This is a genomic window from Rathayibacter sp. VKM Ac-2928 (assembly GCF_022815545.1).
Lineage (GTDB): Bacteria > Actinomycetota > Actinomycetes > Actinomycetales > Microbacteriaceae > Rathayibacter > Rathayibacter festucae.
In genome coordinates this window covers 563357-583324 of record NZ_JALGRU010000001.1, presented here as the reverse complement: position 1 = coordinate 583324, position 19968 = coordinate 563357, and the positions used below count along the sequence as shown (strand labels likewise).

Below are 19968 nucleotides of genomic sequence, written 5' to 3'. Positions count from 1 at the left end.
CGCGCTCTCGCCTCAGGATCACCTGCAGAACGAACAGCCACCTGCACGACGTACCCGCCTCCCAGCCGCCGCATGACACCATCGACGGATGAGCGCGCCGACCCCCGCCCCCGCGAGACGCCGCTTCCTCACCCCGCGCCGCGTGGCACTGCTGACCGCACTCACGGCGCTGGTCGTCGGCCTCGCCCTCCTCGGGCTGGTCGCCCTGCAGTACTCGACCCTCGCCGCGCAGGGCTTCGACGACGTCTGCCTCAACGGCGTCAGCCGCGTCCCCGCCGAGGAGGGCTCGCTCGTCGCCGGCTCCTGGTCCTGGTGGCCGCTCGGCGGCACCTGCCGCTGGGAGCTGCTCGACCTCACCGTCGTCGACTCCGCGCCCGACTGGTCGACCACCGCCGTCGCGATCACCGGCGCCGCGCTCGCGCTGCTGGGAGTGGTGGGCACGGCGCTCGCACTCCTCGTGCGGCGCCGCGCCCGCTGACTCAGCGGTCGAAGAGGTTCCCGAGCCCGCCGAGATCGGGCATCTCGAAGGTGGAGCCGAAGTCCGAGACCTGCTCGCCGAGCCCCGACACGTGCTCGCCGGCGCCGGAGACGAACTCGCCCGCGCCGCCGGTGATGTCGCCGAACTCGCCCAGATCGCCGAACTCGCCCAGCCCGCCGGCCAAGTTCTCGAAGTCGACCCCCATGCCCGCCGCCTGAGCGAGCAGCGGACCGGCGACACTGCTGAGCACCGCGCCGCCCGCGACCGCCGCGAGCAGTCCGCCCGCGGCTCCCAGGCCGACGCCGGCGACCGCGCCGACTCCGGCACCGGCCAGCGCGCCCTTCGTGCCCGGCTTGGAGAACATCCTCTTGAGGAAGCCGGGGTTGTGCGCCTCGCCGCGCGTCGCCGCCCGGGCGAGGTCGTCCGGGGCGGAGGAGCGCGGCTGCTCGTTCGCGGGCAGCTCGTCGCGCAGGCGCCCCTCGACCTGGGCGCGCTGCGCGGGGGTCAGCTTGGCGAACGCGTCGCGGTGCACCTGCTCCAGCTGCTCGGGGTCGGCGGTGCGGAGGAGGTAGTCGTAGCGGGCGATCGCCGCGCGGTCCTCCGGCGCGACGGCGGCGGGCCGGGCGTCCTGCGGGCGGGCCGAGGGGTGCGGCGAGCCGTAGGCGGGGGTGGGTGTGCGGGGCGCCGAGGCGTTCGAGGCGGCCGTGCTCGAGGACGCGGGTCGGGAGTCGCCCGTCACTGCGTTCGCGGCCGAGCGGACCATGTCGCGCCAGTCCGTGCCGCCACCGGTCGCGGGGCGCGAGGAGGAGCTCGACGAGCTCTTGGAGTCGAGCGCCTTCGACGCCATGCTGAGGATGCGCTTGAGAGTGCTCACAGGGGACCTTCCGTCGGGTAACAGGTTCGATAGTGGCGGGCCCTCCTGAGCGAAGCCCGGTGGAACGCCCTCGGGAAGCCGAGAGCGCCCGCTCCGACCCGGGATCGCCCCCGCGCTCCGCTGTCAGCGGACTCGGGTCCTCCGGGGAGGCGCCGCCGGAGGATCGCGGGCAGACTCCTGCCATGGAACTGCTCTTCGTGCACGGCGCCCTGGTCCGCGACGGCGACTGGTGGTGGCACCGCACCGCCGAGCTGCTCCTCGAGCGCACCGGTGTCGCGAGCCGCGCCGTCGCCCTGCCCTCCTGCGGCGAGTCAGCGGCTGACCGCGCGGGCGCAGGCCTGGTCGAGGACGCCGCCGCCCTGCGCACCGCACTCGACGACGTCGATGACGACGAGGCGATCGTCGTCGGCCACTCCTACGGCGGCACCGTCATCGCCGAGGCCGGCGCGCACGCCGCCGTCGCCCACCTCGTCTACATATCCTCCTACCTCCCCGACATCGGCTCGGCGCAGGGCGACATCATGAGCGGTGAGACGGACCCCGTCTCGATCACCCCCGGCGACGACGGCACGCTCGGCGTCGCCGGCTACGACGCCGCCTCCTTCGGCAGCCGCTTCCTCCAGGACGCCGACGAGAGCACCCAGCGCGCCGCCTGGGAGCGGGTCACCACCCAGTCGATCGCCGCCTTCACCACCCCGACCTCCGTGGCTGGCTGGCAGGGCGTCGACTCCTCCTACCTGGTCTGCACCGAGGACCGCAGCACCTCGGTCGGCCTCCAGCGCCTCCACGCCGAGCGCGCCAACCGCTCGATCGACCTGCCGACCGGCCACCACCCCTTCCTCTCCCGGCCCGACCTCGTCGTCGCCGAGCTCGAGGCGATCCTGCGGTCCTAGCCGACCCGGATTCGGACGCCGGGCCTGAAGGACGCGCCGTCCGAGCTGCGCGACGATCGGACGGTCGTCAGCCGTTCGTCACCCGGCCGCCCTCGACCCTCAGCACCTCATCGCTGAGCATCTCGATGTCGCTGTCGCGATGACTGGTGAACACGATGGTCGTGCCCTTCGCCTTCTCGGCGACGAGGATCTCGCGCAGGCGCTCGACCGATTCCGCGTCCAGGGCGTTGAACGGCTCGTCGAGCAGGAGGACGGCGGGGTGCTCGAGCAGCGCCTGCGCGAGCGAGAGCTTCTGCAGCATGCCCAGCGAGAAGTTCCGCGCCTTCAGCGGCGACGTCGGCGAGAGACCGACCTGCTCGAGGACCTCGTCGATGCGGTCCTCGCCCACCTGCTTGCGGATGGCGGCGAGGTCGGCGAGGTTCTGGCGAGCGCTCCTGCCGGCCAGGTAGCCCGGGCCATTGATCGAGACGCCGAATCGATCGGGGTAGTCCCGACCCCGGGAGAGGTAGGCCGGATCGATCGCCACGGTGCCGCTCGAGGGTCGCAGCAGACCGCACATCAGGAGCAGCAGCACCGATTTGCCGGCGCCGTTCGGTCCGACGAGGCCGTAGGTCCGCCCGTCCTCGATCCGGAGGGACACGTCCCGCAGGATCTCCTTCCGGCCGAAGCTCTTGCCGACCTCGGCGAGGGTGATCACATCCACCGGACCACGACCTTTCTTCGTGCAGTGCGGGCGAGGAAGCCGACGCTTCCCAGCGGCAACAGGGCGAGCAGGGACGCCACGAGGACGGCGATCCGCAGAGGGATCCGGTCATCGCCCAGGCCGTCGTCGGCGAGTCCGCCGAGGAGGAACGGGTTGTGAGGGGAGATCGAGCGGGACAGGACGACGGCGACGGCGAAGAGGCACACGGCGACGAACCTCGGCTGAACACTCGAGAGCGAGCAGCGCAGGACGACCCCGACGCTGCAGTACAGGGCCGCGCACACTCCTCCCGCGGCGACCACACCCGCCGCCGCGATCCACTCCGGCGAGGGCGGGACGATTCCCCGGGCCGCGCAGAGGACGCCGGCGAGCACGAGCAGAGCCGCGACCGTCCACGCCGCGAACGAACCGGCCGAGTTCCGGACGACCTCGCGCCGCAGCCGGGCCGCCCGGCTCCCGACTCTGATGAGCTCGTGATGCTCGCGCTGAGGTGAGGCGACCCCCGGCCGATCATGCCGGCCAGGAGGAACGGGAGGAAGACGAGCAGGTACTGCATCGACTCCGCGATCGATCCGAGCGGACTCGGCACCAGGAGACCAGCGACCTCGAGCAGGTCCCGGCCGGCGGACGCCTCGAGGAAGGAGAAGAGGACGAGCAGCGCCGAGACGGCCAGGAGAGCGGAGACGGCGACCCGGTCCTCATGGCTCGAGGCCCGCGCGGCGAGCCGCACCACCAGTCCGACGCCGAGGAGGACGATCATCGACCTCGATGCCGTCCCGACAAGGGAGGTCCTCTCCAGTCCGACCGCCACGTCGAGGAAGGCGGCCGCGCTGAGGGGCGCACTCGGCGGAACGACAGCGAGCACCGAGAGGACGACCCAGAGGAAGAGCCCGCCGGCCGACGCCCAGGCAGCGGCGGCCCTGCCGGAGAGCAGGCGGACGGATACCACGTCAGCGGCCGTCGCGCAGAGCGACGCTCCGAGGAGGCCGACCTGCGCGATCAAGGCCGCGACCGGAGCGAAGCCGTGCGCTCGGAAGACGGCGGCGACGCTCTCCGGAGGCGCGAACGACGTCGGCTGCAGACCCGCACCGCAGACAAGGCAGACGGCGAGGGCAGCCGCCGCCGCCTTCGCGTACAGCGTCGCCAGGCCCGTGAGGGTCCCGCCCCAGGCTCGGAGGAGCGACCCGTGGCGGAGCAGCGCTCCGGGCGAGGCAGTCCGGGTCGCCCGCAGCGCCGACAGCACCAGCCACAGCGGAACGACGACGAAGCCGAGGTAGTACGGATTGCCGGCCAGGTCCATGAGGAGGTCCCAGACGCCCAGCGATCGACCGGTAGCTGTCTCCTCGAAGACGCGCGAGTGCAGGGCATAGGCGCCGGTGAGCGCCAGGAAGACCAGCGCGGTGAGTCTCTGCCCCGTCACAGGAGGTGCCTGCTCTCGCTCGGGCGCCGCACGATGAACAGCCAGAGCGCGGCCGCGACTGCAGCCGTGACGAGCGTCGGAGACGCTGCGACCAGCCACGGAGACTGCTGAAGACCCGCGGGGAAGACGGAGTACAGCGGCGTCAACGCCGGCTCGTGGAGAACGGAGAGTACGACGGTCATCGCAAAATACGCCGCGAACGGCAGAAGCAGGGCGACGGCTCTGTTCGGGACGAGGACCAGACTCGCCGACGTGAGCACCGAGTAGACCGCCGCCGCGAAAGCGAACCAGAGCGACATCAGCAGCCCGAAGACCAGAACGCTCCCACCGCTGAGATCGGCGAAAGTGAACCGTTGCTCGAACGGCACAAGAGGGTGGTAGCCAGAGGGATCGATCGCCGGATCCCCGATCAGTGGCCAGACGACCGCTGCGATGAGGTTGGCGATTCCTCCGAGCAGGAAGAACACCGTCGCCGAAGCGAGTGCAGCGGCAACGATCTTCGCCGACAGCAGCGCCGAGAAAGGCTGCCGGTACCGCTCGTTCACGAACGATCTTCGCGCGATATCGTCTGCAAGAGAACGCGAGCCTACTAGCGCGACGAGCAACGGGAACACATAGACCAAGGGCGAATTGAGAAGAGAGACCAGGACGTCGCCCTCGTCTCGGAAAAGCGCGTTGGCGGTCTCGGTGACTCCTTGCAGAGTCGGCAGGAGAACTATCCCCGCTGCGGCGCAGAGAGTCCACGGAGATCGCCCTCGGACAAGCTCCCGTCTGATCGCCGTCGTCAGATCTCGACGGGAGCGACCGACGAAGACCATATGTATCCCCACCCTCTTTCAGCTGCCGCGATCGGGCTCGAATCGCGTGCTCGGAGACGAGCACGAGCGTGACGAAGCATCAATTGCTTCGCCACGTCCCCTGCACCTGCACCTTCACGACGTTGCCGCCGCCGCCCACCCGCATCTGCAGCCTCACCTTCGAACCGGCGGCGAATCCGTTCGGCAGGTCGGCAGTACTCCTGTCGTTCAGCCCGAATCTCTTCGTTCCGCAGACCAGCAGTACGCTCTGGCACATCTCGACGTCCACTACGTAATCGCTCCCCACGGAACCGACCCTGACGTGTCCGTCTCGGTTCGAGATCTCCTTGTGCTGGTCGTCCGTCCAGCCGGGGATCTGGAAGGTCGGCAGAGTCTCGTTGAACGTACTGTCCTGCGTCCCGGCGTACGCAGTGCCGGTCGCTCCGACCATCAGTGCGGCCACGAGAGCGCCGGTCGCAAGTGCTTTCGTCGAATTCTTCATGTCAGTCACTCCATCTATGAGCGCGTCCATCTCCATTGCGGACGCCATACGGGTATGAAACTGCAATGCGCGCTCCTGGACAAGTGATTCGACCGCTCTGGCGCGAAACAGTGCGCGGGACGAAGGCTCTCTTCACCGAAAGCGGACCGGGACGACTCTCACCGTGCTTGCGAAAGACGCAGGCGCTCGGCGCACCGGGATCCACCCCGCCGAGCGAGCCGCCCGTACACTCGCGAGCATGCCCTCCGCGCGCTCTCTCGAGCACCCGATCGGAGCCGTCTGAATGCCCGACATCGAGCTCGTCAGCGCCGACGGCTCCGTCCGCGCCTCGATCAACCCCGTCGCCGCGAGCATCCGGACCCTCGTGGTGCGCGGCCGCGCCCTCGTCGAGCCTTACGACGGCGACCAGCCGCCCGGCGCCGCGGGCGCGGTGCTCGCCCCCTGGCCGAACCGGGTCCGCGACGGCCGCTGGCTCCTCGACGGCGCCGTCCAGCAGCTCGCGATCACCGACCCGGCGACGCACTCGGCCAACCACGGCCTCCTCGCCACGACCCGCTACCGCGTCGGCGAGCGCACCGCCGACAGCGTCGTCCTGCACGCCCGCCTCGACTCCCCGCCCGGCTACCCCTTCACCCTCACCACCAGCGTCCGCTACCGGCTGCGCCCCGCCGGGATCGACGCCCGCCACGTCCTCGTCAACGAGTCGGACCGGCGCGCCCCGGTCGCGCTCGGCGTCCACCCCTACCTCCGCGTCGGCGACGCGACCGAGCCGCGCCTCCGTCTCCCCGCCCGCGAGCGCCTCGTCCTCGACGAGCGCCACCTCCCCACCGGCGAGCGCCTCCCGGTCGCGGGCACGCCCTTCGATCTCCGCGCCGGCGTCCCGGAGCGCGACGCACCCTGGCACGCGAGCTTCACCGCTCTCGACCGTGACCCCGACGGCACGGTCCGCGCCGAGCTCAGCGCCCCGGGCCACGGCCGCACCGCGCTCTGGGCGGACGCGTCCTTCACCGTCCTGCAGCTCTACATCGACCGCGACCGGCGCCCGCCCGCGATCGCGATCGAGCCGATGACCGCCCCGCCCGACGCCCTGAACTCGGGCGAGGGACTCCGCTGGCTGGAGCCGGGCGAGCGCGCCGAGTTCCGATGGGGAATCGATGCGGACTGAGCAGGTTCGTTCAGGCCGCCGCATGGAATACCCGGTGGAGCAGTCAGAAAGAGGATCGATCGCCCGCGAATCGTCCAGGTGACGCGGCAGATCGCCCATTCCTCCACGCGCGCCGCGCTCCGTACCCTCGACCCATGGCAGTCATTGCAGAAGCCTCGCAGCTCATCGCGCCCCCGCCTGCGGCGGCCGACCTCCTCGCGCAGGGCGCGGCAGCCGTCTGGGAGACGACGATCACCCTCCCGACCTACACCCCCGAGGAGCCGGTGCAGCTGCCGATGTTCCTCGACCGCCGCGTCTACCAGGGCTCGAGCGGGCGGGTGTATCCGCTGCCCTTCATCGACCGGATCGCCTCCGAGGCCGTCGACCAGGAGTGGCGCGTCGTCGTCCTCGAGAACGAGTTCGTCCAGGTCGTCGTCCTGCCCGAGCTCGGCGGCCGGATCTACTCCGGCTACGACAAGACCACCGGCTACGACTTCTTCTACCGCAACACCGTCATCAAGCCGGCGCTCGTCGGCCTCGCGGGTCCGTGGATCAGCGGCGGTGTCGAGTTCAACTGGCCGCAGCACCACCGCCCCGGCACCTACCTGCCCACTGCCTGGAGCCTCGAGCGCGCCGACGACGGCTCGGTCGTCGTCTGGTGCAGCGACCACGACCCGTTCCGCCGGATGAAGGGCCTGCACGGCGTGCGCCTGCGCCCCGGCTCGAGCCTCGTCGAGCTCGACGTACGCCTGCACAACCGCACCAGCGAGCGGCACACCTTCCTCTGGTGGGCGAACGTCGCGGCGCGGGTGCACGACGACTACCAGTCGTTCTTCCCGCGCGACGTCCGCTACGTCGCCGACCACGCCCGCCGCGCGATCACCGCCTTCCCGGCGGCCGACCGCCCCTACTACGGCGTCGACTACCCCGCCCTCGCGGCCGAGCGCGGCGACGGACCGACGCCGGACGGCCCGCCCGCCGACCGGATCGACTGGTACCGCAACATCCCGGTCCCCACCTCGTACATGGTCGTCCGCACCGGCGACTCCTTCTTCGGCGGCTACGACCACCGCGCCGGAGCGGGCTTCGTGCACTGGGCCGACCGCCGCTTCGCCCCCGGCAAGAAGCAGTGGACCTGGGGCGACGCCCCGTTCGGCCACGCCTGGGACGCCCAGCTCACCGACGCCGACGGGCCCTACGTCGAGCTGATGGCGGGCGTCTACACCGACAACCAGCCCGACTTCTCCTGGCTGATGCCCGGCGAGACCAAGACCTTCTCGCAGTACTGGTATCCGATCAGCGGCATCGGAGTGGCGCACCAGGCGACCCGCGACGCGGCGGTGCACCTCGACGTCGAGGCCGGGATCCTCCGCGTGGGCGTCGCGACGACCCGTCGCATCCCCGCCGCGACCGTGACGCTATGGGCCGACGGCACCGCCCTGCACGAGTGGACCGTCGACTTCGAGCCCGGGCAGCCGCTGCTCGCCGACCTGCCGACCACGCGCACCGGCCCGGAGGGTCTGCGCATCACGGTCGTCGCGCACGGCTCGACCCTCCTCGATTACGAGGTGCCCGCCGAGTTCGACGACGCCGAGCCGGAGATCGCGACCGAGCCGCTGCCACCCGCCGAGACCGCCTCCGTCGACGAGCTGTACCTCGTCGGCGTCCACCTCGCGCAGTACCGGCACCCGACCCGCTCGCCGCTGCCCTACTGGGAGGAGGCGCTGCGCCGCGATCCCGGCGACGCGCGAGTGCACCTCGCCCTCGCCGACCACGCCTACCGCCGCGGCGAGTACGCCGACGCGCTCACCCACGCCGACTCCGCGATCCGGCGCCTCACCGCCCGCAACGGCAACCCCGCCGACACCGAGGCCTTGTACCTGCGCGGGCTGATCCTGCGCCGCCTCGGCCGCACGACCGAGGCCGCCGCCGCCTTCGGCAAGGCCGCCTGGGACGGGAAGTGGGCGCGCGCCGCCCTGTTCGAGAGCGCGAGGCTCTCCGCTGCCGCCGGTGACCACGCCGCGGCGCTGGAGGACCTCGCGACCTCCCTGCGTCTCGACACCGACGACCTCCGCGCCCGTGCCCTGCGCGCGGTCTGCCTCCGCGCGCTCGGCCGCGTCGGCGAGGCCGAGCGGTTCCTCCACGAGACCCTGCGCCTGGATCCGCTCGACCAGCTCGCCCGCACGCTCACCGGCACCGACCCCGCCGACGCGCACGAGAGCATCGACGTCGCGCTCGACCTCGCGTCGTTCGGTGAGACCGGCGAGGCCCGCCGACTGCTCCGCGCCGTCGCCGGCGGGAACGCCGGCACCTCGGGAGCGGGCAACGCCGCGCCGATCGCCGCCTACCTCCTGGCCCGGCTCGGCGAGCCCGTCGACACCCGCGCGCTCGACCTCACCCGCGCCTTCCCCGCCGGCCTCGACGCGCACGACGCGCTGACCGCCGTGGTCGCGGCGGACCCCGCCGACAGCACCGCGCGGTCGCTGCTCGGCATGCTCCTCTACGACACCGGCCGCCGCGCCGAGGCCGCCGAGCACTGGCGCCGCGCGATCGCGGACGGCGGCGCCGACGCCGTGACCCACCGCAACGCGGGCCTCGCCGCCTACAACGACGAGGCCGACGACGACGCCGCCTGGGCGCACTACCTCCGCGCCCGCGAGCTCGCCCCGCGCGACGCCCGCCTGCTCTACGAGCTCGACCAGCTCGCCGACCGCCTGGGCCACTCCGCCGCCGACCGCCTGGAGCGCCTCGAGGACGAGCACGACCTCACGCTCTCCCGCGACGACCTGACCGTCGAGTACGCCGGTCTGCTGATCGAGGCGGGGCGCGCCCAGGAGGCGCTGTCGCTCCTCGAGTCGCGCCGCTTCCAGCCGTGGGAGGGCGGCGAGGGCCGCACCCTCGCGGCCTGGGACGCGGCCCGCGCCGCGCTCGGCCTCGACCCGGCGACGCCGCCGTCGACGCTCGGCGAGGCGCGTCCCCGCTTCGACGCCCCGCAGGCGACCCTCGAGGACGGCTCCACCGACTACTTCGCGACGAGCCTGCCCGCACTGCTGCTCTTCCACCGCGACTGAGGGGGCGGGGGCGTCACGCGCCGCGCACACCGCGCACACGAGGAGAGGGCCGGCTGCGAACAGCCGGCCCTCTCCTCGTGACTTGCGTCTACTTGCTCGAGCCCACCATCAGCCCCGAGACGAACTGCTTCTGGAACGCGAAGAACACGATCGCGGTCGGGATCGCCGCGACCACCGCCCCCGAGGCGACCACGTTCCACTGACTCACGTAACCGCCCTGGATGTTCAGCAGCGCCGCCGTGATCGGGAAGTTCGTCTCGGTCCGCAGCACGGTCACCGCCCAGATCAGGTCGTTCCAGATCCAGGTCGTCGCGAGAGCGCCGAGCGCCGCGAGCGACGGCCGGCACAGCGGCAGTAGGATCCGCCAGTAGGTGCGCAGCACCCCCGCGCCGTCGACCTGCGCCGCCTCGAAGATCTCGGCCGGGATCGACCGCATGAAGCCGTGCAGCACGAAGGTGTAGAAGCCGAGCCCGAAGCCGACCTGCACCACGATCAGCGCGAAGAGCGTGTCGTAGATGCCGAGGCTCTCGGTGATCCGCGAGACCGGGATCAGCAGGATCTGCGGGGGCAGCAGGTTGCCCGCCAGCATGAGCAGCAGGATCCCCCGGCGGAACGGGATGTGGAACCGGCTGAGCGCGAACGCCGCCCAGGAGGCGAGCAGCAGCGACAGGAAAACGGTGAAGACCGTGACGATCAGGCTGTTCACCAGCGCCTCGCCGACCAGCCCGGCCGTGAACACCGTGACGAAGCCGTCGAAGCTGAAGCTCGCCGGCAGGGCGCCGAGCCCGTTGCCGGTGATGTCGTCGAAGCTGCGGACGGCCACGAAGAGCACGAACAGCATCGGCAGCACCCAGAGCAGCGCGACCGGCGCCATGATCGCGTGGAAGATCCACGAGCCCTTCACCCGGCGGCGAGGGAGCGTCGGCGCGGCGAGACCAGGCGCGACCGGAGCGATGACGGCCATCTCAGTCCTCCTCCTTCGTGGCGCGCACGAGATAGCTGATGATGAAGACGATCGCGAGCAGGAAGATGACGACCGCGATCGCGGAGCCGTAGCCGAGGTTCAGCACGGTGAAGCTCTCCTGGAACATGTAGGTCGAGAGCAGCTGCGTCGAGTTGTACGGACCGCCGCGGGTCATCGCCCAGACGATGTCGAAGGTGCGCAGCGAGTCGATCACGGTGACCGCGAAGACGACGCCGTTCACGCCCTTCAGCTGCGGCATCACGATCCGCCAGAAGCGCTGCGTCCGCGAGGCGCCGTCGACCTGCGCGGCCTCCTCGAGGCTCGGGTCCACACCCTTCAGCCCGGCCAGGTAGAGCACCATGATGTAGCCGCACTGCCGCCAGACCGCGGCGACCAGCACCGCGTAGAGCGCGAGCGTCGGGTCCGCGAGCCACTGCCGCTCGAGGTCGCCCAGGCCGATCCCGCCGAGGAAGCTGTTGACGACGCCGTCCGGCTGGTAGATCACCCGCCAGAAGAGGCCGGTCACCGCGAGCGAGAAGACCATCGGCAGGTAGATCGCGCTGCGGTAGATCCCGACGCCGCGCCGCGGCTTGTTCAGAGCGACGGCGAGCGCCAGCCCGATCGCCACGGAGAGCCCGCCGAAGCCGACCACCCAGATGACGTTGTTGACCAGCGCGGTCGCGAAGATCGGGTCGGAGCCGAGGTCGGTGAAGTTCTCGAGGCCGATGAACTCCGGCTCGCCGATCCCGTTCCACCGGGTGAGCGAGAGGTAGAAGGAGTTGATCGCCGGCCAGAAGACCCAGGCCAGCTCGACCGCGAGCGGGATGAGCAGGAAGAGCCAGACCACCGCGGGCACCCGGGTGATCCGGCGCCCCTTCCCCGAGCGGACCAGCGGGCGGGCCGTCGGCTCCGGCGGCGTCCCCGGCGAAGGGGCGGGCGGCCGCTCCACGGCGGCCGCCCTGGTCGTCCCGGTCACGGGTTGAAGACCTTGTCGGCCGCCGTCTGCCACTCCTTCAGAATGCTGTCGACCTCGCCGGGCTGGGCGATGAACTTGGTGAGCGCCGCGTCGGCCGTGGTCTGCAGGTCGTCGGAGGAGTCGCGGTTGAAGAACTGGGTGATCTGCTCGGTGCCGGCCAGCAGCGCGACGCCCTTCTGCACCAGCGGCGAGAACACCGAGGTGTCGACGTCGGGCGAGGTCGGCAGGTTCGACGACTGCGAGGCCGCGATGTAGGCGGACTGGCTCTCGGCCCCCGCGAGATAGGAGAGGAAGGCCTTGGTGGCGTCCGCGTCCTTCGTCTTCGCGCTGGCGAAGTAGCCGTCGGTCGGCGCCTCCTCCGCGCTCGGGATGCTCGCGTCGATCACCGGGACGGAGAAGAAGTCGAGGTCGTCGCCCTCGCCCTCCGGCATGTTCTGGCTGATGAACGCGCCGACGAGGTACATCGCGTTCTTCTTCTGCACCAGCGGCGTGACCGCGTCCTGCCAGGCGTAGGAGGGGGCGTTCGGGTCCATGAACGGCACGATGTCGGCGTAGTACTTCATGACGTTCTTCACCTCAGTCGAGTCGAACGACGACTTCCCGGCCAGGAGCTCCTTGTGGTAATCCGCGCCGTTCACGCGGAGGTTGAGGATGTCGAACCAGCCGGACGCCATCCACGGCGTGGAGCCGATGCCGTTGGAGAGCGGCACGATCCCCTGGCCCTGCAGCGTCTCGCAGAGGGCCATGAACTCGTCCCAGGTGGTAGGAACCTCCACGCCCCACTCCTCGAAGGCCGACTTGCGGTAGAAGACGCCCCACCAGTAGTAGTTCGTCGGCAGGAAGATCTGCTTGCCGCTCGCGTCGGTCGAGAGGTCCTTCAGCGCGGCGGAGTAGCCGGCCGCGGCGCCGTCGCCGGTCCAGAGGTCGGAGAGGTCGAGCAGCAGGTCCTGCGCGGCGTAGTCGCGGGCGACGGAGCCGGCGTACCAGGTGAGCACGTCCGGCGGGTTGCCCGAGGTGAGATAGGTGGAGAGCTGGGCGCGGAACTGCTCGATCGCCACCGTGTTGAGGGTGACGGAGCCGCTCGAGTAGCTCTTCACGAGCGCCTCGAGTGCCGCCTTCGGGGCCGGGTCGGAGAGGGAGGACTGCAGGACGATCCCACCGCCGCCCGCGCCGCCGCCACCCCCGCCGCCGCCCATGCAGCCGGTGAGGAGCGCGGTGCTGCCGAGCGCGGTCGCGCCGTACAGGAAGCCTCGTCGGGTGAGGTTCGGGAATCGCTGTTCGTTGGTCATGGTGTCCTCCTTGACTCCGTGATGCCGGGGGGCCGTGCTGTGCTGTGGTGCCGGTCCTTCTGTCGTGCTGGTCGTGCTGGTCGTGCCGTCGCCGGATCCGCCTAGGCGGGCGCGGCGAAGATCGCGTTGCACTCGCGCTGCAGGGCGACGTCGTCCCACATCGGGTGCTGGGGTGCGCCGTTCGAGCAGACGATCGATCCCCGGGCGCCGACCCGCCGCGACTCGCGCATCGCGAGCCGGCAGTACTCGGCGCCGATCGGCCCCTCCTCGAAGCGGCCCTCGAGCGGCGTGTAGCCGACCCAGCCCTCGCCGAAGACGAGCGGCACCCCGCGCAGGGCGGCGTGGTCGGCGGCGACGGCGATCCAGATCCTCAGCGTCGAGCGCATCTCGAGGTGGTGAGCGCCGTAGCGCTCGTACAGCCAGCGGTCGATCTGCTCGGCGTCGCCCCAGTCGTGCGCGTAGATCTCGCCCTTGCCGACGATCGTCGCGGTCAGCTTCCACTGGTCCTCCGCCGGGAGCGTCCACTCCGCGATGGGCGGCGCGCCCTCGAGCAGAAAGGCCTCGGCGGCGAGGTCCTGCTCGAACTCCTCGACCGGGCTGCGGAGCGCGAACTCGGCGATGAACTCGTTGAGCACCCCGTAGATGTAGGGGTGCAGGATGAGCACGTCCGAGTTCCACGGAATCCCGCGCATCCCGCCGACGGGCACGTGCGCGTAGTTGACGGAGCACGGGACGCCGTCGGTCAGCTCGTGGAACCGGTCGATGCCGCGGGTGAGCCGCGGCGTGAGAGCGAGCGTCGCCGCGTCGAGGTCGGCGCGGTCGTAGTCGAGCCCCTCGGTGAGGTGCCCCGCCTGCACCTCGTTGTGCAGCTCGACGAAGGCGATCCGGTCGTCGAGGTCGTGCTCGGCGAGGAAGACGACGAGCGCGGCCTGCGCCTCGGCGAGCCGCTCGGCGCGGTCCTCCGGCGGCACCGCCATCAGCGCGTCGAACCAGTCCCGTTCGAGCGCGAACGAGGAGGACTGCTGGTACTCCCAGGACGAGACGATGACGAACACCCCGTGCCGCTTCGCCGCCGCGAACAGCGCGAGCAGGTGGGCGCGACCGTCGATGACGGTCGGCTCGGCCACGTCGTACCAGCGCACCCGCTGCGCGTAGGAGCCGCCGAGCGGTCCGAGCCGGAGCTCCCGGGTATCGAGACCGGACTCGAACAGCAGGAACGGCATCGCGCAGATCCGAATGGTGTTGTACCCCCGTTCGACGGCGCCGGCGAAGGCCGCGTCGAGATCCTCGAAGGGCTCGCCCGGTCCGGTGCGGACGTACCAGGAGAAGTCCCAGAGGGTGATGGTGAGGCGCTCGGGGAGGTGGTCCGCGAGCGGCACCGGCTGGTAGGGGGACGAGGGGTACTCCGCAGTGAGCATGGCGCCAGCCTAGGCACGCGCCCAGCGCCGACCAATGAAGCGTTGGACGCCATTAGCTGGACGATTCTCTAGCCTGACCTACACTCGTCGACATGCTGATCCCCGACGGCTTCCTCGGCCAGCGCCTGCATGTCCTCCCGAAACCGCGGGTGGCCGAGGCGCTCGCGGCCCCGATCACCGAGCGTCTGCTGGTGACGGATGCTGGACACTTCCCGCACGCCGCCGCTCACGGCCGCAGCCGCCCCGAGGGCACGCGGGAGGCCGTGGTGATCCTCTGCACCGCCGGCCGGGGCTGGGTCTCGATCGCGGACTCGACCGTTCGCGTCGATCCCGGCGAGGTCGCCGTCATCGCCGCGGGCACCCCGCACCGGTACTGGGCCGACTTCGACGACCCGTGGACGATCTGGTGGCTGCACGTCGCCGGCGCCGATGCCGCCGCCCTGATCTCGGCCGTCGTCCACGGGCGGACGTCCCCCGTCGTCACCGCGCGCGACGCCTTCTCCGCGAGGACCCTGATCGAGCACGCCGTCGCCGCCCTCGAGCGCGACGAGACCGACTCGAGCCTCTACGCCGCGAGCGGCGCCGCCTGGAACCTCCTGGCCCAGCTCGCCTCCGACCGCACCCGCGGCACCCTCGAGTCGGGCGACCGGATCCGCATGGCCCAGGACCACCTCCGCGAGCACCTCGACTCCCCCACCAGTATCACCGAGCTCGCCACCCTCGCCGGCATGAGCACGTCGCACTTCTCCGCCCTCTTCAAGAAGGCCGCCGGCATGAGCGCCGTCGAGTACGTCAAGCGTCTTCGCAGCGCCCGCGCCCGCGAGCTCCTGATCACCACCGACGCCTCGATCGCCGACATCGCCCGCGCCGTCGGCTACTCCGACGCCTTCTACTTCTCCCGCCAGTTCCGCGCCATCAACGGCACGAGCCCCTCGGAGTACCGCGCCGAGTTCCACGGCGAGGCGCTGCGCTGAAAGCCCCCTCCCTCGCCACTTCGCTCGCGGCTGCAGGGACATCGCACAAACCGGTCGCGGATGTTCTCTTCCTACCCGTCTCTCCTCGCGAGGACTTGTCCGCGACAACCCGCGCCGCTGCTCACGTCGTCGTCGGAGGCGTACGGATCGCCGTAGAGCGCCTCGAATTCCGGCGAGCCGTACTTCTCGTCGGACGAGGGCAGACCCTCTCCGTTCTGAGAGAGCGGTCGATCCCACCAGAGCACGAAGTCGTAATCGAACCCCTTGTCGCGCATGCACCCCGCCGTCTCGGACTGAACTTCGACCCACTCCCGCGCAGCCGCCAGTTCGACGGAGTCGAACGACGTGGGGTAGGCGATCAGCGAGATGTCACTGGAGGCGTCGTAGTGGGGCACGCCGTCCTCCGCGCTTGCGCTGCTCGCTGCTGCCGGAGGATGCGCGACGTTCGGAGCAGGAGCCGATTCGTCCTCAGCAACAGCCCTTGGTACGCGATTCACGGTCTCGCTGGACCGCGCGCCAGTCGCCTGCTGGCCGGCAAAGGCGACCTGAACACCGGCAACGGCACACGCCACGAGAACGCCTGCTATGCCGAAGACAGCAATGATTCGTTTCGCGATTGACATCGAAGCTCCCGGAAGTCTGCCAGTGACTATTCGGCCACTTTGATCGTGCCCGCACGCCGCCAGGAGCTCGACGTCGCGTCGAGCGCGAACGGCATTGTGAGCGGACTCTGCGTGGTGCGGACACCGTACATCCGATGGTGCCCGATCATCGCAGAAGCGGCGCCGATCAATGTTCTGGCAGCCGATGTGCATTTCGATCGACGATCAACGCCACCTCCTCCGCGACCCGGAAGCAAGGAGCGCCCGCGCAGGGAGACCCTGAATCTCGTCGACGGACGACAGATTCGACGAAATCCGCCAATACTGCGGCGAACTGCCACAGTGATGCATTTCCGCCTCGAATGATCCCCGCGACACCACCGCGTGGCACCGTGCTTCTTGCAGTTCCCCTCAGGCGCTCTCCCGTTCCCTTCCGTACCCCTGGTCGCGCGCCGGACCCTTGCCGAATCGCCGCATCTCGGCCGGCCGATCGATCAGGAGATCTCGATGCGCGTCCTCTCGCATCCCTCGCGCCGGGCGTCCGGTCCACCCTGGGCCAGTACCTCGGCAGGATCGACCTCCATCGGCTGGGACTTCGCCGGTACTCCGAAGGTCTCGCTCTCGAACGTGACCCACGACGGCGACGGCGTCGACGACATCGCCGCGGAGGCGATGACGCGAGAAGTACCACGGCCGATGGATCGAAGAGCACCGCTTCGACGCAGGATCGCAAGCGCGACCGCCGTCGGGAGTGTGTTGCTCCTCATCGCCGGCTGCGCACCGACCGAGATCGACGTCTTCGTCTTCGGCAGAGCAGCGCGCCGAGTCCATACCGTCGCTGAGTACCTCGGCGACGTCTACGCCGAACAGAGCGACTTCGCTGGCGTCGAACTGCAACTCAGGCGCGAATCAGAAGCAGAGGTCCCCCGTGCCCGACTCTGGGACGACACCGAACAGCACGCCGCGTGGGGCGGGAACTGGATCACAGGCATCGACCAGGGCTCATCGGAGACCCACATCGTCGCTGACGCCCTGATCACCATCGCGGCTTCGTCGTCAGATGAGTTCTTCGGATCCGAATCCGCCAGCGTCTTCCTCTGCGTTCATTACCTCGGCGAATTCAACTCGAAGAGAGTGAGTGCCGTTGAGGGACGTTGTCCTGACGGAGTCGAGACGAAGCTTCCCTCCTTCCAGCGGGTGACCGTCGACCAACTGGCCGATTACGAGGTCGACGAGTGAGCGGGGACCCGAATGCGACCAGTGGCCCGGTGCGCTCTCAGCTAGTAGCGGACGACTCCAGGTCCTCGGATCGAACCAGACACACCCACGTTCCCGTATGCGTCTCAGAGCAGTCGTTCCACCGGAACAGCATGGTTGCGGCACTCTACGCACAGGTCATGCACGCAGCGCTCAGAGGTGTTGACCAATGACGAGCTATATTTCGCGCCCGGCCGGAACTGAGGGATCAGGTCGACGGGTCTTCACCTCCGTCGCTATTGGCGTCGCCACTCTTCTGGCCCTGTCGGCCTGCACATCGTCGAAGGTTGCAGACTTCGTTTATCGCGACGCCGCCTATCGTGTGCACTGGCTGGGCGAGTACATGGGCAAGGTCTTCGCCGAACAGCGCACGCCGTCGGGCGTCGAGAAGCAAGTGGAGAACGAAGCTCGATCCGCATACGGTGGAGCGGATCTGTGGGTGAAGGGTGAGTCGACCATCTCATCCGGCGGCAACTGGATCACCGGCCTCGATTATTTTGGAGCCAGCGCCGATATCACCGCAGATGCGCTGATCACCATCCGCGGCCAGCTGTCGAGCGGACCGTTCTCAACGAGACCCGCCAGTGTCCTCCTCTGCGTCCGCTACCTCGGGGAGCTGGGATCGAAGAAGGTGGAGGTCGTCGACGGATTCTGCCCCGACGGCGTCGAGGAGCAGCTCGACACCTACCACCGGGTGACGATCGACCAGATCGCCGACTACGAGGTCGACGAGTGACCGGACTGCCGACGAATCGGCCTCACCCGACGCGGGCAGCCCCAGCTGCACCCACGCGTCAGCGGGCGCACTCAGCTGACGGTCCTCGGTACTGAGGCGATTCGAGGACTTCCACCTCGCCGAACCTCGCGACGACGCGATACCCGTCCGCCAGCGCGTCGTCGCGGATCGTGGTCGTCCGCAGCTCCAGCCCGCGCACCGACCCCGCTTCCTCCTGGCTCAGGTCCAGGAGGAGGAAGTCGGGCGGCCGACTGAGTACGCCGGGCAGCGATACCCGGTTGCTCCACGTCAGCAGGGGTACGAGCCGGTCGTCGGCCGCGATGCACGTGCTCGCCGGCACCCTCTCGATCGCGGCGACCTGATCCCTTCGATGCGCCGTCCGTGACCACGTATCGCCGGTGACCATCCGCGCCAGCGGGAAGGCCTCGTCGTCGAGGCACACGATCGTCCCGATCACCGGCACGGCGAAGACGACCGCGCCGACGACCAGCGCCGACCGAGCTCTCCACTCGGAGGACGGAAGCCGCCGCAGGAGCCGTCCTCCCCCGTCGATCGCGCCCAGGACCAGCACGACCCAGACGGGCGCGTCGTAGTGGAACCCGCTCGTCCAGAGCGCGGGCCGGTCGGAGAGGAACCTCTCGGCCAGGAGCGGCAGCGCGAGCAGCGACACCGGCGAGAGCAGCGGAAACAGGAGGAGGGGTGAGAGCAGCCCCAGAAGCGTCATCGTCTTCACGATCGGCGTGAAGAAGAGCCCGACCACCATCCACGGCCGCTCGAGCATCGTCCGGACGACCTCGCCCCCGCTTGCTCCGAGCGCTCCGTAGTCCCAGTAGGCGTACCCGCGTCCGCCGATCGAAGGGATCACCACCCCGACGACGACCGCGAACGCCGCGGCCCCCGAACACGCCAGCAGCACCCCGACGATCCTCGGTCTCCTCGCCGCTCGCAGCAGTCCGAGGATCAGCACCACCGCCCCCATGTCCTCCCGGATCAGGAGGAGGACCGCCGACGCGGCGACGAGCTGGCGATCACTCCTCCTGTCGAAGGCGTCGACCGCCCAGGCGAGGACCGGCACCGCGAACGCGACCTCGTGGAAGTCGAAGTCGGCCAGCGACTGCAAAGGCCGGCCGAGGAGATAGCCCACGGCCAGCAGGCAGCTCGCCCCCACTCCCACGCGCCGGCGCGCGACGCGCCAGACGAAGACGGAGGAGCCGGCCACCAGCGCGGCCTGCGCCACGAGCAGCACCCGCGCGTCGTCCCAGATCCAGTACAGCGGAGCGAGGACGACGAGGATCGGATGGAAATGGTCGCCGAGCAGGGTGAAGTCGTCGCCTTTCAGCGGCGAGAGCGGCGGACGGAACTGCGAGTACGCCCGCACCGCCTGGTCGAAGATGCCGAGGTCGTACCCCGCCGTGAGCAGCTGGTCGGCCCGGGAGATCGAGTAGACCGAGTAGACCGCGAACGCGAGGAGCGCGAGCGGGACGATCGGCGAGCGCAGCAACGCGAGACGCCCACCGCACACCGGCCGGCTCCCGCCGCGCCCCGTCCAGCGCATCCGCACCTCCGCTGACGGCGGACGGCGCACCACTGACCGAGGAACCCGAGGTCTCTGCGGACAACGATAGGCGAGCTTCCCTCAGCATCGCCGGACTGGCGCCTGACGCCGCCTCACAGTGCTCGATCGAGCGTGGCCACCGGAGCGCCGCGGACGCAGCTGCCGTGCCGCCGAACGGGATCCGGCGAACGACCGGACGCGATTCGCGGAGAGAAGAGCAGTGGTGCCCCTGGAGGGACTCGAACCCCCAACCTGCTCCTTAGGACGGAGTCGCTCTTCCATTGAGCTACAGAGGCCGGTGCCGTCCAGTGTACC

19 protein-coding genes and 1 tRNA gene are annotated in these 19968 nt (G+C 70.2%); 8 read left to right on the top strand and 12 right to left on the bottom strand.

From position 1 onward, the window contains the following. The first annotated feature begins 88 nt into the window (after window positions 1–88). Window positions 89–478, top strand: coding sequence for a hypothetical protein (locus MT350_RS02835; RefSeq protein ID WP_243598764.1), 390 nt, complete (start codon window positions 89–91; stop codon window positions 476–478). A 1-nt stretch (window position 479) separates the two neighbouring features. Here the strand turns inward: MT350_RS02835 and MT350_RS02830 are convergent, their stop codons facing one another. After that, entirely contained in the window at window positions 480–1352 is an 873-nt protein-coding gene (locus tag MT350_RS02830; protein WP_243598763.1) for a cation-transporting ATPase, read from the bottom strand. A 182-nt stretch (window positions 1353–1534) separates the two neighbouring features. Between MT350_RS02830 and MT350_RS02825 the strand changes: the two genes are divergently transcribed. After that, complete coding sequence (locus MT350_RS02825; RefSeq protein WP_243615345.1) at window positions 1535–2245, top strand: alpha/beta hydrolase; 711 nt, start codon at window positions 1535–1537, stop codon at window positions 2243–2245. Window positions 2246–2312: 67 nt separating this feature from the next. On the opposite strand, the gene MT350_RS02820 is transcribed toward MT350_RS02825, so the two are convergent. Together MT350_RS02820 and MT350_RS02815 are read right to left on the bottom strand one after the other, a co-directional pair. After that, window positions 2313–2948 carry an ATP-binding cassette domain-containing protein gene (locus tag MT350_RS02820; protein WP_133960526.1) on the bottom strand — a complete coding sequence of 212 codons (636 nt, stop codon included), beginning with the start codon at window positions 2946–2948 and terminating at the stop codon, window positions 2313–2315. Next, the gene (locus MT350_RS02815) at window positions 2939–3322 is read right to left on the bottom strand and encodes a hypothetical protein (protein WP_243615344.1); all 384 of its coding nucleotides are present in this window, start codon (window positions 3320–3322) and stop codon (window positions 2939–2941) included. The genes MT350_RS02820 and MT350_RS02815 overlap by 10 nt, the downstream gene beginning before the upstream one ends. A 138-nt stretch (window positions 3323–3460) precedes the next feature. Between MT350_RS02815 and MT350_RS02810 the strand changes: the two genes are divergently transcribed. Continuing rightward, window positions 3461–4225, top strand: a complete 765-nt coding sequence (locus MT350_RS02810) for a hypothetical protein (protein ID WP_243615343.1) — start codon at window positions 3461–3463, stop codon at window positions 4223–4225. A 139-nt stretch (window positions 4226–4364) separates the two neighbouring features. Here the strand turns inward: MT350_RS02810 and MT350_RS02805 are convergent, their stop codons facing one another. Further along, window positions 4365–5186: a hypothetical protein gene (locus MT350_RS02805; protein WP_243615342.1), complete on the bottom strand. Its 822-nt coding sequence runs from the start codon at window positions 5184–5186 to the stop codon at window positions 4365–4367. 79 nt (window positions 5187–5265) lie between these two features. Next, window positions 5266–5703: a hypothetical protein gene (locus MT350_RS02800; protein ID WP_243615341.1), complete on the bottom strand. Its 438-nt coding sequence runs from the start codon at window positions 5701–5703 to the stop codon at window positions 5266–5268. Between the two features lie 247 nt (window positions 5704–5950). Here MT350_RS02800 and MT350_RS02795 point away from each other — a divergent pair, with 247 nt between their 5' ends. Together MT350_RS02795 and MT350_RS02790 are read left to right on the top strand one after the other, a co-directional pair. Next, window positions 5951–6832 carry a galactose mutarotase gene (locus tag MT350_RS02795; protein WP_243598759.1) on the top strand — a complete coding sequence of 294 codons (882 nt, stop codon included), beginning with the start codon at window positions 5951–5953 and terminating at the stop codon, window positions 6830–6832. Window positions 6833–6966: 134 nt separating this feature from the next. After that, the gene (locus MT350_RS02790; RefSeq protein ID WP_243615340.1) at window positions 6967–9882 is read left to right on the top strand and encodes a DUF5107 domain-containing protein; all 2916 of its coding nucleotides are present in this window, start codon (window positions 6967–6969) and stop codon (window positions 9880–9882) included. A gap of 88 nt (window positions 9883–9970) precedes the next feature. Here MT350_RS02790 and MT350_RS02785 read toward each other — a convergent pair whose 3' ends face one another. The 4 genes from MT350_RS02785 to MT350_RS02770 form a co-directional block, all read right to left on the bottom strand. Then, window positions 9971–10846, bottom strand: coding sequence for a carbohydrate ABC transporter permease (locus tag MT350_RS02785; protein ID WP_185019943.1), 876 nt, complete (start codon window positions 10844–10846; stop codon window positions 9971–9973). Between the two features lies 1 nt (window position 10847). Then, window positions 10848–11822, bottom strand: coding sequence for a carbohydrate ABC transporter permease (locus MT350_RS02780; RefSeq protein WP_243598757.1), 975 nt, complete (start codon window positions 11820–11822; stop codon window positions 10848–10850). After that, on the bottom strand, window positions 11819–13111 hold the full coding sequence (locus tag MT350_RS02775; RefSeq protein ID WP_243598756.1) for an ABC transporter substrate-binding protein: 1293 nt from the start codon (window positions 13109–13111) through the stop codon (window positions 11819–11821). The genes MT350_RS02780 and MT350_RS02775 overlap by 4 nt, the downstream gene beginning before the upstream one ends. A 101-nt stretch (window positions 13112–13212) precedes the next feature. After that, entirely contained in the window at window positions 13213–14529 is a 1317-nt protein-coding gene (locus tag MT350_RS02770) for a cellulase-like family protein (protein WP_243598755.1), read from the bottom strand. Between the two features lie 92 nt (window positions 14530–14621). Between MT350_RS02770 and MT350_RS02765 the strand changes: the two genes are divergently transcribed. Beyond that, on the top strand, window positions 14622–15503 hold the full coding sequence (locus MT350_RS02765) for an AraC family transcriptional regulator (RefSeq protein ID WP_243598754.1): 882 nt from the start codon (window positions 14622–14624) through the stop codon (window positions 15501–15503). A gap of 71 nt (window positions 15504–15574) precedes the next feature. Here the strand turns inward: MT350_RS02765 and MT350_RS02760 are convergent, their stop codons facing one another. Continuing rightward, the gene (locus tag MT350_RS02760) at window positions 15575–16126 is read right to left on the bottom strand and encodes a hypothetical protein (RefSeq protein WP_243598753.1); all 552 of its coding nucleotides are present in this window, start codon (window positions 16124–16126) and stop codon (window positions 15575–15577) included. Window positions 16127–16612: 486 nt separating this feature from the next. Between MT350_RS02760 and MT350_RS02755 the strand changes: the two genes are divergently transcribed. After that, on the top strand, window positions 16613–17344 hold the full coding sequence (locus tag MT350_RS02755; protein ID WP_243598752.1) for a hypothetical protein: 732 nt from the start codon (window positions 16613–16615) through the stop codon (window positions 17342–17344). A gap of 187 nt (window positions 17345–17531) precedes the next feature. Next, entirely contained in the window at window positions 17532–18098 is a 567-nt protein-coding gene (locus MT350_RS02750) for a hypothetical protein (RefSeq protein WP_243598751.1), read from the top strand. 58 nt (window positions 18099–18156) lie between these two features. Here the strand turns inward: MT350_RS02750 and MT350_RS02745 are convergent, their stop codons facing one another. Both MT350_RS02745 and MT350_RS02740 read right to left on the bottom strand, forming a co-directional pair. Continuing rightward, a complete protein-coding gene (locus tag MT350_RS02745) occupies window positions 18157–19599 on the bottom strand; it encodes a DUF2079 domain-containing protein (RefSeq protein WP_243615339.1) in 1443 nt (480 codons plus the stop codon). A gap of 275 nt (window positions 19600–19874) precedes the next feature. Then, window positions 19875–19949: transfer RNA gene (locus MT350_RS02740), tRNA-Arg, on the bottom strand. Window positions 19950–19968: the final 19 nt, after the last annotated feature.